The 14,338-nt window shown below is 58.2% G+C and carries 13 protein-coding genes and 1 tRNA gene; 6 read left to right on the top strand and 8 right to left on the bottom strand.

The genetic code is table 11. From position 1 onward, the window contains the following. Window positions 1–686, top strand: a 686-nt coding sequence (locus PFH44_RS18190; RefSeq protein WP_283825746.1) for an ATP-binding cassette domain-containing protein, incomplete at its 5' end; no start/stop codon positions are given. 150 nt (window positions 687–836) lie between these two features. Then, window positions 837–2,273 (top strand): magnesium transporter, encoded by a 1,437-nt coding sequence (gene mgtE / locus PFH44_RS18185; protein WP_283825745.1) that lies wholly within the window; start codon window positions 837–839, stop codon window positions 2,271–2,273. On the opposite strand, the gene PFH44_RS18180 is transcribed toward mgtE, so the two are convergent. Then, entirely contained in the window at window positions 2,236–3,483 is a 1,248-nt protein-coding gene (locus PFH44_RS18180; RefSeq protein ID WP_283825744.1) for a SulP family inorganic anion transporter, read from the bottom strand. The two genes, mgtE and PFH44_RS18180, sit on opposite strands and share 38 nt — an antisense overlap. A gap of 275 nt (window positions 3,484–3,758) precedes the next feature. Between PFH44_RS18180 and mqo the strand changes: the two genes are divergently transcribed. Then, window positions 3,759–5,390, top strand: a complete 1,632-nt coding sequence (gene mqo, locus PFH44_RS18175; protein WP_283825743.1) for a malate dehydrogenase (quinone) — start codon at window positions 3,759–3,761, stop codon at window positions 5,388–5,390. 46 nt (window positions 5,391–5,436) lie between these two features. Here the strand turns inward: mqo and eco are convergent, their stop codons facing one another. The 5 genes from eco to PFH44_RS18150 all read right to left on the bottom strand — a co-directional run bounded on the left by eco (window position 5,437) and on the right by PFH44_RS18150 (window position 9,717). Further along, window positions 5,437–5,928 carry a serine protease inhibitor ecotin gene (eco, locus tag PFH44_RS18170; protein WP_045855942.1) on the bottom strand — a complete coding sequence of 164 codons (492 nt, stop codon included), beginning with the start codon at window positions 5,926–5,928 and terminating at the stop codon, window positions 5,437–5,439. 231 nt (window positions 5,929–6,159) lie between these two features. Further along, window positions 6,160–7,269, bottom strand: coding sequence for an AI-2E family transporter (locus PFH44_RS18165; RefSeq protein WP_045855939.1), 1,110 nt, complete (start codon window positions 7,267–7,269; stop codon window positions 6,160–6,162). A gap of 288 nt (window positions 7,270–7,557) precedes the next feature. After that, window positions 7,558–7,634 (bottom strand) — tRNA-Pro (locus PFH44_RS18160). Between the two features lie 75 nt (window positions 7,635–7,709). Then, entirely contained in the window at window positions 7,710–9,470 is a 1,761-nt protein-coding gene (gene yejM / locus PFH44_RS18155) for an LPS biosynthesis-modulating metalloenzyme YejM (RefSeq protein WP_283825742.1), read from the bottom strand. Between the two features lie 19 nt (window positions 9,471–9,489). Beyond that, window positions 9,490–9,717, bottom strand: coding sequence for a YejL family protein (locus PFH44_RS18150; RefSeq protein ID WP_015583825.1), 228 nt, complete (start codon window positions 9,715–9,717; stop codon window positions 9,490–9,492). 190 nt (window positions 9,718–9,907) lie between these two features. Here PFH44_RS18150 and yejK point away from each other — a divergent pair, with 190 nt between their 5' ends. Beyond that, window positions 9,908–10,915 (top strand): nucleoid-associated protein YejK, encoded by a 1,008-nt coding sequence (gene yejK, locus PFH44_RS18145; protein WP_045855934.1) that lies wholly within the window; start codon window positions 9,908–9,910, stop codon window positions 10,913–10,915. A 42-nt stretch (window positions 10,916–10,957) separates the two neighbouring features. Here the strand turns inward: yejK and PFH44_RS18140 are convergent, their stop codons facing one another. Beyond that, on the bottom strand, window positions 10,958–11,722 hold the full coding sequence (locus tag PFH44_RS18140; protein ID WP_283825741.1) for a DeoR/GlpR family DNA-binding transcription regulator: 765 nt from the start codon (window positions 11,720–11,722) through the stop codon (window positions 10,958–10,960). 81 nt (window positions 11,723–11,803) lie between these two features. Here PFH44_RS18140 and PFH44_RS18135 point away from each other — a divergent pair, with 81 nt between their 5' ends. Continuing rightward, window positions 11,804–12,424 carry an NUDIX domain-containing protein gene (locus tag PFH44_RS18135; RefSeq protein WP_283825740.1) on the top strand — a complete coding sequence of 207 codons (621 nt, stop codon included), beginning with the start codon at window positions 11,804–11,806 and terminating at the stop codon, window positions 12,422–12,424. On the opposite strand, the gene PFH44_RS18130 is transcribed toward PFH44_RS18135, so the two are convergent. Beyond that, window positions 12,421–13,734, bottom strand: a complete 1,314-nt coding sequence (locus tag PFH44_RS18130) for a serine hydrolase domain-containing protein (RefSeq protein WP_283825739.1) — start codon at window positions 13,732–13,734, stop codon at window positions 12,421–12,423. The genes PFH44_RS18135 and PFH44_RS18130 overlap by 4 nt on opposite strands. A 106-nt stretch (window positions 13,735–13,840) precedes the next feature. Here PFH44_RS18130 and PFH44_RS18125 point away from each other — a divergent pair. Further along, on the top strand, window positions 13,841–14,338 hold a 498-nt coding region (locus PFH44_RS18125; RefSeq protein ID WP_283825738.1), incomplete at its 3' end, for a LysR family transcriptional regulator.

The raw sequence follows: 14,338 nt of genomic DNA, 5'->3' as shown, positions 1-14,338 counted from the left end.
GGCAAACCCTGGAGCTGCGCGACGTCTGCTTCCATTACCCGGACAACAGCTTCGCCGTCGGGCCTGTCAATATGACCCTGAAACGCGGCGAGCTGGTGTTCCTTATCGGCGGCAACGGCAGCGGCAAGTCGACGCTGGCGATGCTGCTGACCGGGCTGTATCAGCCGGCCTCCGGTCAGATCCTGCTGGACGGCGAGGCGCTGGCGGTAGACCGACCGGAAGACTACCGTAAGCTCTTCTCGGCGGTATTTACCGACGTCTGGCTGTTTGACCAGCTGCTGGGGCCGGAGGGAAAAGCGGCCGATCCTGCGCGGGTGAGCCAGTGGATGGAGTACCTGAAAATGACGCATAAGCTGCGGCTGGATAACGGCAGGATCCTCGATCTGAAGCTCTCCAAGGGGCAGAAAAAGCGCGTGGCGCTGCTGCTGGCCCTGGCTGAAGATCGCGATATCATCCTGCTTGATGAGTGGGCGGCGGATCAGGATCCGCACTTCCGCCGCGAGTTTTATCAGGTGCTGCTGCCGCTGATGCAGCAGATGGGTAAAACTATTTTCGCTATCAGCCACGACGATCACTATTTTCAGCATGCCGATCGCCTGCTGGAGATGCGCGCCGGCCAGCTGGCGGAGCTGACGGGCCTGGAGCGCGAGCTGGCGACCCGCGATGCGGTCTCCCGCACCGCCTGAAAGCTGCGCCTGCCGACCCACGGCGGGCGCTATTGTTGATTTTTCCGCCGGACGAACCCGCCGGCGGTTATTATTTCCTCCTCCTCGCGCTATGCTTAGGGCACCTGGCCTGCTGGTCGGCCAACTATTCTCACAAGGATTGCCTGACCGATGTCCGTTTTGCATAAAAAAAGCGCCAGATTGCGCGACGAAGAGCGCGCCCGCCTCATTTGGCTGCTGAGCACTGATAAAGCCGTTACCTCCTCGCTGTTGGGCAAATTAACGCTGGCTGAACGCTATGACGACGGCACCCTTGCCGACGATCTGGCGGAAGTGGAAGTGCTGGTTTCCCACCTGCCGCCGCCGGATCTTGCCGATGCCCTCGAGGCGCTGCCTTACGACGCGCGTAACGCGCTGTGGCGGCTGGTTGCCGACGATAAGCGCGGCGAAGTGCTGCTTGAGGCGTCGGAAAGCGTCTGGGGCGATCTCATCGATAAGATGAGCGATCACGAGCTGCTTTTCGCCCTGCAGAACCTGGATATTGATGAGCAGGTCTATCTCCTGCAGCACCTGCCGCGCGACCTGACCGGACGCCTGCTGGCGACGCTGCCGGCGGATAAGCGCGCGCGTATTCGCCAGATGATGCGCTACGCCGACAATACCGTCGGCGCGATCATGGAGTTTGAGGTTATCACCGTCCGTCCGGAGGCGACGCTCGCCGCGGTGCAGCGCTACCTGCGACGGTTAGGCAAAATGCCGGAAAACACCGATAAGCTGTTTGTCACCACCCGCAATAAGCTGCTGCTTGGCGAGCTGGAGCTGCAGACCATTCTGCTCAACGATGCGCAGAAGCGGGTTGGGGAAGTCATGGAGGGCGATCCGGTGACCTTTCAGCCGCATGAGGATGCGGAAAAGGTCGCGCGCACCTTCGAACGTGATGACTTACTCAGCGCCGCGGTGATTGATGCCGACGGCAAGCTGATGGGGCGCCTGACCATCGATGAAATCGTGGACGTGGTCTATGAAGAGACCGATAACGATTTACGTCGAATGGGGGGGCTGAGCAACGATGACGACGTCTTCGCCCCGGTGAGCAAAGCGGTGAAAACGCGCTGGGCGTGGCTGGCGGTCAACCTGTGCACCGCGTTTATCGCCTCGCGGGTGATCGACGGCTTTGAGCATACGATTTCGCAGCTGGTGGCGCTGGCGTCGCTGATGCCGATCGTCGCCGGGATCGGCGGTAACACCGGAAACCAAACCATCACCATGATCGTACGGGCGATGGCGCTGCAGCACATTCAGCCGGGAAGCTTCTCGTTCCTGATCCTGCGAGAAATGGGGGTCGCGGTGATTAACGGCCTGGTGTGGGGGGGAATTATGGGCGCCATAACATGGTGGCTCTACAGCGACCCGCAGCTCGGCGGCGTGATGACGCTGGCGATGATGCTCAACCTGCTGATGGCGGCGATGATGGGGGTGATTATCCCGATGGTGATGGTGAAGCTGGGACGCGACCCGGCGGTCGGCTCCAGCGTGATGATCACCGCCATCACCGATACCGGCGGCTTCTTTATTTTTCTCGGTCTGGCGACGATTTTTCTGATGTAGTCGACGCTCCGCCGCGCAGCCTGCGTGGGATCGTCGCCATCACCACCAGGCCCGCCAGAACGCCAATAGCCAGATTGCTGGTGCCTACCGTTGCGGCAACGGTCACCAGCATGACCAGCGTTTCCGGCCACGGATTACGCTTCAGCTCGGCCGGACGAAGGCTGTGCCAGCTGAAGGTTTTGGCCGCCACAATGACCATCACTCCGGCCAGTACCGCCATCGGAATTTTTGCCATTACTTCGCTCAGCACGGTGACCAGAAGCAGCAGTACCGCGCCGGCGGCGAGGGTGGAGACGCGGCTGCGGCCTTTACCCATTTCAACGTTAACAATGGTCTGACCAATCATTGCGCAGCCGGCGATGCCGCCGTAGAGTCCGGCAAGAATATTGGCGATGCCCAGCCCGGCGCTCTCGCGCGCTTTGCTGGACGGCGTCTGGGTCAGGTCATCGACTAATTTGGCGGTCAGCAGCGACTCCATCAGGCCGACAAAGGCAATGCTCAGGGCGCAGGGCCAGATAATTTGCAGGGTATCGAGATTGAGCGGCACCAGCAGGGCGGTGAACCCCGGAAGCCCGCCGCTCATTGAGCCCTCATCGCCGACGGTAGGCAGCAGCTGCCCGGTGGTGACGGTAAACAGGGTTAACACCACGATGGCAATCAGCGGCGCGGGGATTGCTTTAATATAGCGCGGCGCCCAGAGGACAATCAGCAGAGTCAGCACGAACAGGCCGAGGATTAGCGGCTGCTTGCTCCAAAAATGGGGAACCTGGGCGAAAAAGATCAGAATCCCCAGCGCGTTGACGAAGCCGGTCATCACCGCTTGCGGTATAAACCGCATCAGCCGGGCCATGCCGCCCAAACCAAACAAAATTTGAATAATACCGGCCAAAATGACGGCGGGCAGGATGTAGCCGACGCCGTGTTGATGCACCATCGGCCCAATCACCAGCGCCACCGACCCGGCGGCGGCGGTAACCATTGCGGGCCTGCCGCCGAGTACCGACATCGCAAGGCACAGCACAACGGACGCAATCAGGCTGACCTTGGGGTCAACGCCGGCAATCACTGAGAAGGAGATAACCTCCGGAATCAGAGCCAGAGCGGTCAGAACGCCTGCCAGAGCCTCTCGCGTGAACAGCGACGGTGAACGAAGTACGTGGCGAATGGCGCCTGTTGAAGCGGACGTAGCGTGGTCTGGAGCCTGAGGCATAGGAAGTTCGCAGGTTAGTTTAAGTCGGGACGAGTAAGCCTGAGCTTGCGTGCGGTCTGTCACAAAACGGAGGATGATAGCGCGGTCGCGCCGCTTATACCAGTACAAAATGTGATTTGTGGTACACATTTATTAAACATTTTTATAACAGATCTCAAAACTCAACTTAAATTTTAAACAATATTTAATTTTTTTATCTTCAGTGTTACTTTGATTCCTGATAATCGTGTCACCTGCGCTAAATAAAAAAGCGAGTAAAGTAAGGCTCAAATTCGATGAAGAAAAAGATGGCCGTACCCAGCTCACCGGCGGTTGGGTCAGGTACCCCGGGGACAAGCCCCCGCCATGAGCAAGAGACGGATGTACTGTTGATTGGCGGCGGCATCATGAGCGCCACGTTGGGAACCTGGCTGCAGGAACTGGAGCCGGATTGGTCTATTACCATGGTCGAGCAGATGTCCAGCGTTGCTGAGGAGAGCTCGAACGGCTGGAATAACGCGGGTACCGGGCATGCGGCGCTGATGGAGCTGAACTATACGCCCCAGACCGCCAGCGGGATCAACATCGACAAAGCGGTCGATATCAACGAATCCTTCCATATCTCTCGTCAATTTTGGGCCCACCAGGTCACGCGCGGCATTCTGAGTAAGCCGAAATCATTTATCAACAGCGTACCGCACATGAGCTTTGTGTGGGGCGAAGATAACGTCAACTTCCTGCGTGCGCGCTACGCCGCTCTGCAGCAGAGCGAACTGTTCCGCGGTATTCGCTATTCCGAAGATCATCAGCAGATTAAAGAGTGGGCTCCGCTGGTGATGGAAGGGCGCGATCCGCAGCAAAAGGTTGCCGCGACCCGTACCGAGGTCGGCACCGACGTCAACTACGGCGAAATTACCCGTCAGCTGATTGCCGGCCTGCAGACCCACGCTAACTTCTCCTTACAGCTTGGCACCGTTGTGCGTCGCTTCAAGCGCAACGCCGACAAGAGCTGGACGGTTACCCTGGCGGACGCGAATAACCGTCGCCAGAAGCGGGTGATTAAAGCCAAATTTATCTTTATCGGCGCCGGCGGCGCGGCGCTGACGCTGCTGCAGGAAACCGGTATTCCTCAGGCTAAAGAGTACGCGGGCTTCCCGGTTGGCGGCCAGTTCCTGGTATGTGAAAACCCGGAAGTCGTTAACCACCATCTGGCAAAAGTCTACGGTCAGGCCGAAGTTGGGGCGCCGCCGATGTCGGTGCCGCATATTGATACGCGTATTATTGACGGTAAGCGGGTGGTGCTGTTTGGGCCGTTTGCAACCTTCTCCACCCGTTTCCTGAAAAACGGCTCTTTGTGGGATCTTCTGGCATCGACCAACACCTCAAATATTCTGCCGATGCTCAACGTCGGTCTGGATAATTTCGATCTGGTGAAATACCTGATTAGCCAGGTGATGCAGAAAGATAAAGATCGCCACGAGGCGCTGCGCGAATACTATCCGGAAGCGAATAAAGGCGACTGGCGCCTGTGGCAGGCCGGCCAGCGCGTGCAGATCATTAAGCGCAACGGTAAGAAGGGCGTGCTGCGTCTGGGAACCGAAGTGGTCAGCGATGATGACGGTACGGTTGCAGCGCTGCTGGGCGCATCCCCCGGCGCCTCGACCGCCGCGCCGATTATGCTGCAGCTGATGGAAACGGTCTTTAAGGATAAGGTTAATTCAGCCGCCTGGCAGGCGAAGCTGAAAGAGATCGTTCCCTCCTACGGCCTGCGTCTTGACGGAAATTCCGCGGCGATTGAGCAGGCGCTGGCGTGGACCAGCGAGGTCCTGCAGCTGCGCTATGAGCCGGTTTCGGTCGCGGATAAAGCCCCTCAGGCAGAGCTGAAACCGCTGACGGATAGCAAACCGATAGCGGATATCGCGCTGTAGAAGGCAAAACCGGCGGCCCTGGCCGCCGGTTTCTTATTGCCCGCAGTTAGCGCTTGACGGCATTACCGATAGTTTCGTCTGCTCGCCAGATTCGGTACTTCACTTGTACGTTATCCGGCGTGTAAACCACCACCGGCAGCCTGCTGTTGTAGCGCAGCATGGCGGCGTCACCCAGCCCTGCGGTGACAAACTTCTCCACCTTCTTCCCGTCCGGGCAGGCCATCATGGTCGAAACCGGCGACGTCACTTTATCAAAGACGAAATAGTCGTAGCCCCAGCCTTCGAGGGTTTTGCTTTCCAGCTGACCCCCCAGGCGATGGTGGTTGCAGTCGACTTCCAGAGTCTGGCCAATCAGCAGCTCAACTTTATAGGCCGATTCGTCCTGCTGCGGCGGCAGCTGGATCACCTGACGCTTCATGCCTTTCTCCGCTTTCGGATAGGGCGCAATCTTTTCCAGAGGCTGTTCGGCGGCCAGTGCGCTGGTGGAGACACAGGCAACGGTCAGCAGGGAAACAGCAAACGTAGCGATTTTTTTCACGATTGATCATCCTTTGTTATCGTTCTTCAACGCTAAAAGACTATCACTGTTTGCGCTATTGGTAAGAGTTATTTACCAATATTTTCATATAAAGCAGTGCAATGTGCTGTTTTGTTGTTGTGTGCTATAGAGGGGTGCTAAAAATGAGCTTAACTAAAGATGTATTATCTTGCTGGTTTTGTCAGCTGCCGCAGGCGGCAGCTGACGTCACGGCGCGAGCGCGCGAGCGGCTTACTCGTCGCGGGGTAGCTTGCCTTCCTCGATAAACTCTTCATCAATTTCATCGGTATTGCCGGCGTGTTCGCGGCCTGAGAGCAGATTCCAGCAGGCGATAAACAGCGCGGCGATCAGCGGACCGATCACAAAACCGTTAATACCGTAAATCTCCATTCCTCCGAGGGTAGCGATCAGAATCATGTAGTCCGGCATTTTAGTATCTTTACCCACCAGCAGCGGACGCAGGATGTTATCCACCAGCCCGATAACGACCACGAAGAAGCCGACGATAAACGCCCCTTGCCATAGCTGGTCGGTTGCGAAGAGGAAAATGGCCGCGGGAACCCAGACGATGGCTGAACCTACCGCCGGGATCAGCGACAGAAACGCCATGATCGCCCCCCACAAAATGCTGCCGTCAATTCCGGCAACGTAGAAGGCAATTCCGCCCAGGATGCCCTGGACCAGAGCGACGGCGACGGTGCCCTTCACGGTGGCCCTGGCGACGGCGGCAAATTTGGCAAACAGGTGCTGCTTAACGTAATTAGACAGCGGCAGGGATTCGAGGATCAGCATCACCAGATACGGACCATCCTTGAGCAGGAAAAACAGCAGATACAGCATGACGCCAAAGCTAATGGTAAAGCCGAACGTCCCCTTGCCAATCAGAAATGCGCTGCCGGCCAGGTACTGGCCTCCTTTCAGCGCCGCGTCTGAGAGCTGTTTCTGAATCTGATCGGCGCTGTCGAGGTTATGCTCAGAAAGGAAGCTTCTGACCCACTCCGGGAGATGGGCAAACAGGCTCGCCACTACCGACGGAAACTGGGTGTCATTGTGCTCAAGCTTGGTGTAAACCACGTTCAGCTCGAGCGCCAGCGAGGAGATAATAATCGCCAGCGGAGTGAAGACAATCAGACAGATAATCACCACGGTGAGCAGTGAGGCCAGGCCATTACGTTCACCAAGCTTAGCGCGGATCTTGTTCTTCACCGGATTGAAGATCACGGCCAGAATCGCCGCCCACAGAATGGCTGAGTAATAGGGAGAAAGAACATCAAAAAAGGCAAGGCTGACTATCAGCAGAATCAGGATAAAAAATCCCTTGGTAATTCCATTAACTCTCATATTTATCTTCCTGGTGTATGACTGATACAGTCGAATGATAGAAGCTATTCCTCGATTTACAATCAGCGGTATCGCAGTTTATTTTGCGGCGCGGCTCAAGAGCGGCGCTGCGGGCAGGTTTGCGTCAGCTTTTGGGCACAAAGAACCGATGAGGGGATATTTTATAGGTTCTGATACGCAGGAATAGCGAGTAAGCGTGGGGTTATTGTCCGGGCTCACTCATTGACGTCCCGGCGAAAAGCAGGCATAAAAAAACCAGCCTTAAAAGGCTGGTTTCTCAGGGATTTTTGGTCGGCACGAGAGGATTTGAACCTCCGACCCCCGACACCCCATGACGGTGCGCTACCAGGCTGCGCTACGTGCCGACGCGTGGCGGTAATATTACCCGTTCTCCTGGCGAATGCAAGCGGGGAACGACCAATTGATTCATAATTAATCAATCAGTTAGCGATAAAGCGCTTTTCATCCGTCAGGATCTGCAGCAGCAGGCTGAGCTGCGGTTTGCGATTGTCTATTTTCTTACCGTCGCTGTTCCAGGTGCTGTAGGTTCCGTTGTGGTTCAACACCACGGTGGCTTCCGGCGAGGTTACCGCCAGCGTATCGCCGTTCGCCGCGGTGACCCAGCTGCGGCGACGCGCAGGGCTAAACAGGTCCTCACCCTGCGAATACTCGTTCGCCGGGGTAGAGACGTGCAGCAGGCGCTGCATCAGCGTGGTCATCACGTCTTTGTTATCGGTCAGCGTCGCGATATTCTGCGCCGGAATGCCCGGCCAGTGAATCACCAGCGGAACCTGCAGCTGATCTCTCGACCAGTCAAACTTGCCGTGCTGAGGATTAAGCGGCATGCCGTGACCGGCGGTGACGATAACCACCGTGTTATTCAGCTTGCCCGCCTCGCGAAGAGCGCTGAGCACCCGGCCAATCTGCGTATCGACATCACCCGCCGCGCGGCTATAGCGGCGCACGAAGTTCTGCTGCTGGCCATCGTCAAGCGAGGTGCCGTTGAGCGAAATCCACGAGAACCAGCGGTTTTCATCCTGAGCGTAGCGATTCAGCCAGCCAATCCACTGATTTGCCGTCTGCTCATCGCTTTGGGTTTTGGCGACCGGTAGCGAGAAGTCGGACAGCAGCGCCTGGCGATAGAGCGGGCTGCTGAAGCCGTCGGAAGAGAACAGGCCCAGCTGATAGCCCTGCTGGTTGAGTGCGGTAATCAGCGCGGCCGGAATACGAGCCGACAGCACGCCGTCCATATAGCCTGGTGAAATGCCGTAGAACAGGCCAAAAATACCGTTATCGGTGCTGTTGCCTGAGCTCATATGCTGGGTAAAGTTGACGCTATCTTTGGCGAAGCCGGCAAGCTCCGGCATGTTCTTCTCGAAACGCGAGTAGTTCAGGTTATCAACTGTAATCAGCAGCACGTTATAGCCGGCGCCGAGGTCGCGATAGCGCAGATCGCTCAGCGGATACTGTACGGAGACGGCTTCCGGAGCGCCTTGCTCCACCAGGCGACGCTGGTAGTCCTGTGCGTCCAGCAGGCCGTGTTTCTCAAGGAAGCGGCGCGCGGTCATCGGATAGGAGAGCGGCAGGTTCGCCCGCTGCATGGTAATCGGACGATAGAAATTAGCATCCGCCCAGATATAGATCAGGTGGCTGCTGATAAAAGAGATAAAGAAAAGCCAGGCGACGGGGCGCGCGTAGTGGCGGCGGCGCGTCAGGCTGCGCAGCTTCTGCCAGCTCCAGGTCGCAAAGAGCATTTCCAGCAGGAAGATAATCGGCACGCTGATAAACATCAGCTGCCAGTCCCGCGCCATCTCGTTCTGATCCGGGTTGATCACCAGTTCCCAGACGATAGGGTTAAGATGCAGGTGGAAGCGGGTGAAAACTTCGCTATCAATCAGCAGCAGCGTCATTCCTGCGGTGGCCAAAATGACCGACAGGAAGCGCATAAGTCGCTGTGATATCACGACAAAGGTCAGCGGAAAGAGGATCAGTACGTAGCTGGTAAAGACCAGGAAACTGAAGTGACCAACGAGGCTGACGTACGAAAAAATGCGTCCGCCCAGCGTCGTCGGCCAGTCGGCGACAAAAAGATAGCGGCTGCCGAGCACCATAGCCAACAACATGTTGAACAGGGCGAACCAGTGCCCCCAGCTGACCATCTGGGAGACTTTTTCTCGGTAGGGCTGACGAAGAGTCACCATATAAAGTTGTTGGTTATCCTTAGTGCGCCGGGTCGTCGTTGATTGAGGACTGCAGAGCCTGGGCAAAAGAACGGGCGATCGCCTGACGCTGCGCCGGCGCGACGCTACTATTGATCAGGTTGGTCACCATATTGCCTAGCACCATCAGTGAAAGGTCAACGGGGGCTTTGTGTGTTTCCAGCACGTTGGTCAGCTCGCTGAGCAGCTGTTCGACGTGTTCATCACTATAGCGGGATAATTGCGGCATAAAAGTCAAAATCTGTTTGTTCGTGAAAGGGCAACATATTACCGTAGCAGCAGCTTTTTTTCCGCATTTTTTCGCCACGGCGCAAAAGCGCGCAGGATCGCGAGTCTCCGCTAGCCGAAGAGTCACGCGCCGGTTGCGTCGCCGTCCCGGCGGTGGTTGAATACCGCCCGGTCTAAAAGGAGAGTTTAACATGAGTCTGGATATCGACCAGATTGCCCTGCATCAGTTAATTAAACGTGATGAACAAAACCTTGAGCTGGTGCTGCGCGATTCGCTGCTGGAGCCGAATGCGACGGTGGTGGAGATGATGGCCGAGCTGCATCGTGTCTACAGCGCAAAAAACAAGGCCTATGGCCTGTTTAATGAAGAGAGCGAGCTGGCGCAGGCGCTGCGCCAGCAGCGCAAAGGCGAAGAAGATTTTCTGCCGTTCAGCCGCGCGGCCACCGGCCGTCTGCGCGACGAGCTGGCGAAATATCCCTTCGCCGAGGGCGGGATCGTCCTGTTTTGCCAGTATCGCTATCTGGCGGTTGAGTATCTGCTGGTGGCGGTGCTGAACAACCTGAGCAGCATGCGCGTCAACGAAGAGCTGGATATCAGCTCCACCCACTACCTGGACATCAATCACGCCGATATCGTGGCGCGCATTGATTTAACCGAGTGGGAGACGAACCCGGAATCCACCCGCTACCTGACCTTCCTGAAGGGACGGGTAGGGCGCAAAGTCGCCGATTTCTTTATGGATTTCCTCGGTGCCAGCGAAGGGCTGAACGCTAAAGCGCAGAACCGCGGCCTGCTGCAGGCGGTGGATGATTTTGCCGCCGACGCGCAGCTGGATAAGTCCGAGCGGCAGAACGTGCGTCAGCAGGTTTACGCCTACTGCAGCGAGCAGCTGCAGTCCGGAGAAGAGATCGAGCTTGAATCGCTCTCTAAAGAGCTGGCGGGCGTGAGCGAGAAGAGTTTCCAGGAGTTTACCGCTGAACAGGGGTATGAGCTGGAAGAGAGCTTCCCGGCGGATCGCAGCACTCTGCGGCAGCTCACCAAGTTTGCCGGCAGCGGCGGCGGGTTGACGATCAACTTTGATGCCATGCTGCTCGGCGAGCGCGTGTTCTGGGACCCGGCGACGGATACCTTAACCATTAAGGGCACGCCGCCGAATCTGCGCGATCAGCTCCAGCGCCGGACGTCCGGCGGCAGCTGAAGCTAAACGCTCCCGGCTTCAGGCCGGGAGCGTTCTCCTCTCTTACTGCATGCCAGCGCGGATCGTTTCAATGCCGCATTGCGCCAGCCGCGCCTGCAGCATCTCATCCACCGGGCTATCCACCACCAGCGTACCGGCAAGGCTCAGCTCGCCGATGGCAAAAGCCGACGCCGAATTCAGCTTCTCCTGCGACGCCATCACGATGGTTTCCGCCGCCCGGGCGGCCAGCGCCCGCTTGATGCCCGCTTCTTCATAGTCCCCGGTGGTGAAACCTGCATGATGATGTACTCCGGTGACGCCCATAAAAAACAGATCGGCGTTGATCCGCGCAATGCCTTCCAGCGCCGCGGCTCCGACGGCGACCAGCGAATGTTTAAACAGGCGCCCGCCGATCAGGATCACCTCAATCAGCGGCCGATCGACCAGCGCGACGGCAATGCCGGGGCTGTGGGTCACGATGGTGCAGGCCAAATCGGCGGGCAGAAACTTCACCATCTCGGTGGTGGTGGTCCCGCCGTCAACGATAACCACCTGGCCCGGATGAATAAGCGCCGCCGCCCGGCGGGCAATCGCCTGTTTTGAATCGATTTGCACGTTTCTGCGCGTTGCTATCGGGGCAACGGCGGCCGACGCCGGCAGCGCGCCGCCGTGAACCCGCTGCAGCTTCCCTTCCGCCGCCAGCTCGCGCAAGTCGCGACGAATGGAGTCCTCCGAGACGCCAAAGCGCTGGCTGAGCTCCCCCGACATCACCTGCTTCTCGGCGGTGATAATCTGCAAAATAAGCAGCTTTCGTTGACTGGCAAGCATGCATCTTCCTTCACGATTGATCTTGTTTGTGCCGAATTATGCATGTTATGGTGCCTGATGTCACCTGATAAGGAGCAAAGCATGCACATTGACGCACCAAACGTTCGTAATATCCGTGAAACGCTGTTATCCGATAACTGGTATACGCTCAAAACATATACCTTTGAACTGTTGCGGCGGGACGGGCGCTGGCAGGAGCAGAGCCGCGAGGCCTACGACCGTGGAAACGGTGCCGTTATTCTTCTCTACAGCCGCGAGAAAAAAACCGTGGTTCTCATCCGCCAGTTTCGCTTTCCGGTCTGGATTAACGGCCACGACGGATTTTTAATTGAGGCCGCCGCCGGACTGTTGGATAACGCCTCCCCGGAAGAGCGAATTATCGCCGAAGCGCAGGAGGAGACGGGCTTTCGGGTAACCCGCATCGAGCCCGTTTTTACCGCCTACATGAGCCCCGGTTCGGTCACGGAAAAGCTGTACTTTTTTATTGCCGAATATTCGCCTGACGATCGGCAAACCGGCGGCGGCGGACTGGCGGAAGAGGGGGAAGATATCGAAGTGCTGGAGTGGCCGCTGGAGCAGGCGCTGCAGGCTATCCGCGACGGTGAGATCGTTGATGCCAAAACCATCATGCTGCTGCAGCACCTGGCGCTTAATTCAGCCTCGCTCTTTGCCACAGAACGGGCAAAGAGCGATAGGGTTTAGCGCAGCTGACGGGCGATGGCGCTGTACATCAGCGCGGCCTCCAGCGGCTGGGCGCTAAACGAAGGCTCCGCCTGCGGCCAGGTTGACCACTGGACGATAACCAGATGCTCAGCGCGATTGACCATAATCACCTGGCCATAGATGCCGAGCGCCCACAGGGAATCCTTCAGTCCTTGCTGAGCCGTCGGCTCGACGTTTTTGGCATTAGCCGGAATGGCGTTATTCCACCACTGGAATCCGTAAATTCCCTCAGGATGCGCCGCGGAGACCGACTTCTGCGCCTGAGTCCAGTCGGAGGCCATATCGAACCAGCCGTCAGGCACCAGCGCTTTCCCGTTGGCCAGGCGTCCGTCCCGGGCGACGAACTCACCGAAGCGTCCCCAGTCTTCAAGCGTGGCGTTGAAGCCGTGGGCGCCGACATCGTGCTTGCCTTGCTGATAGGCGTGCCACACGCCGTCGTGGGCCATGCCGCCAGGCCGCCATAGCGTCTGCTCCAGCCAGGCGGCAAGGGGCATGCCGGTTGCTCGCTCCACGATATCCCCCAGCAGCCACGCCCCGCCGGAGGAGTAGGACCACTGCTCCCCGGCCGGATGGGCGCGTTTCAGGGAGGCGACAATCTTTCTGACGCAGTCGTAGGCGCCCGGGTGCGCTTCGCACTGGGTCAGGCGGGCGAAGTGGGACTGCGGGTTGGTGTAGTCCTCATTCCACTCGACGCCGGAGGTGTGCTGAATCAGCTGACGGAGCGTTACGCCGTCCCAGGCCGTCCCTTTAAGGTCGGGTTCATAATCGGTCACCAGGTCATCCAAAGAGCGGATTTTTCCCTGCTGAATCGCGATACCGACCAGCGTGGAAACCACCGCTTTGCCAACCGAGCGTGAGGTCCACAGGGTCGTATCGCTGTTGCCGGCGCCGAGGTATTTGTAGGCAATTTTACCCTCTTTCAGTACCAGGAAGCCGGTAACGTCCTGGCGCTTCAGGTAGTCCTGCAGGTTCCAGGTGTGGCCGTTTACCGTATAGCTGACGTTGGTCAGCGGCTTATCTGCCTGCTGGAGCGCGGCGGAGGCGCCGTGGTGAAAGACGTCCCCGGTATAGTTACGATAGTCGTTACGAAAACCAATCACCCGATCGGCCCGATTCCAGGTGAGCATCTCTTTAGCCGCCGGCAGCGTTTTATCAAACGGCGTCGGGCAGGTATCGAGCAGCACACCGCCGCACGCCTGCCGCGGCTGGGCCTGCGCCAGCGCGGCGCCGGGCAGGGCGGTAAGCATCAGCGCCAGCGCCAGCGGTTTGATCGTTTTTATACTTGTCATCAGAAATTCCTTGTTAGCCATTACAACCTGATGCGCAGTATATAAATCGTCGGCGGCAGGCTAAAATCAGCCGATGGGGGATTTTCCCCCGCAAGGATGGGATGGTATGAAAACGCTGCAGTACTCTTTTGCGCAAATTGAGGCTTTTGCCACCGTCGCCGAAACGGGCTCGCTGTCGCGGGCGGCGATTCGCCTCGGCAAAGATCGCACCACGCTACGCGATCTGCTGGATTACCTGGAAGATGCGCTGGGCTACGCGCTATTCCTGCGCCACGGACGCAGCCTGGCGCTAACCGCGGAGGGGGAGCAGCTTTTTCGCCAGGCTCACCTGCTGCTGCGTCAGGCGCAGGCCTTTGAATCCTTTGCCCGGACGCTGCCGGGCACGGCCTGGCAGGAGCTGAGGGTGGCGTACGATCCCTTCGTGCCGCGCGGCTTTCTCTGTGCGCTGGCCGATAATCTTGCGCAGCGCCAGCTGCGGATGAGCTGCTGGAGCGCATCGCGTCGCGAGGCCGAACAGGCTCTGGCCGACGGCCACGCCGACCTGGCGCTATGTCAGGCCAATAACCGCACCCTTGGCAGCGAGATGGAGGGGCGGGGGCTGGGG

The organism is Klebsiella sp. Ech2A, from assembly GCF_030078455.1.
In the GTDB taxonomy this organism is placed as follows: Bacteria; Pseudomonadota; Gammaproteobacteria; order Enterobacterales; family Enterobacteriaceae; genus Klebsiella; species Klebsiella terrigena.
Note: the sequence above shows the minus strand (reverse complement) of the source record. Positions and strands in the feature narration are given on the sequence as shown.

Bases quoted from the DNA above. Each gene is read 5' to 3' on its own strand.
- PFH44_RS18165 (WP_045855939.1), bottom strand. From the start codon at position 7,269: ATGAGAGTTAATGGAATTACCAAGGGATTTTTTATCCTGATTCTGCTG.
- PFH44_RS18140 (WP_283825741.1), bottom strand. From the start codon at position 11,722: ATGCTTGCCAGTCAACGAAAGCTGCTTATTTTGCAGATTATCACCGCC.
- mgtE (WP_283825745.1), top strand. From the start codon at position 837: ATGTCCGTTTTGCATAAAAAAAGCGCCAGATTGCGCGACGAAGAGCGC.
- PFH44_RS18180 (WP_283825744.1), bottom strand. From the start codon at position 3,483: ATGCCTCAGGCTCCAGACCACGCTACGTCCGCTTCAACAGGCGCCATT.
- PFH44_RS18130 (WP_283825739.1), bottom strand. From the start codon at position 13,734: ATGACAAGTATAAAAACGATCAAACCGCTGGCGCTGGCGCTGATGCTT.
- yejM (WP_283825742.1), bottom strand. From the start codon at position 9,470: ATGGTGACTCTTCGTCAGCCCTACCGAGAAAAAGTCTCCCAGATGGTC.
- mqo (WP_283825743.1), top strand. From the start codon at position 3,759: ATGAAGAAAAAGATGGCCGTACCCAGCTCACCGGCGGTTGGGTCAGGT.
- yejK (WP_045855934.1), top strand. From the start codon at position 9,908: ATGAGTCTGGATATCGACCAGATTGCCCTGCATCAGTTAATTAAACGT.
- PFH44_RS18150 (WP_015583825.1), bottom strand. From the start codon at position 9,717: ATGCCGCAATTATCCCGCTATAGTGATGAACACGTCGAACAGCTGCTC.
- PFH44_RS18135 (WP_283825740.1), top strand. From the start codon at position 11,804: ATGCACATTGACGCACCAAACGTTCGTAATATCCGTGAAACGCTGTTA.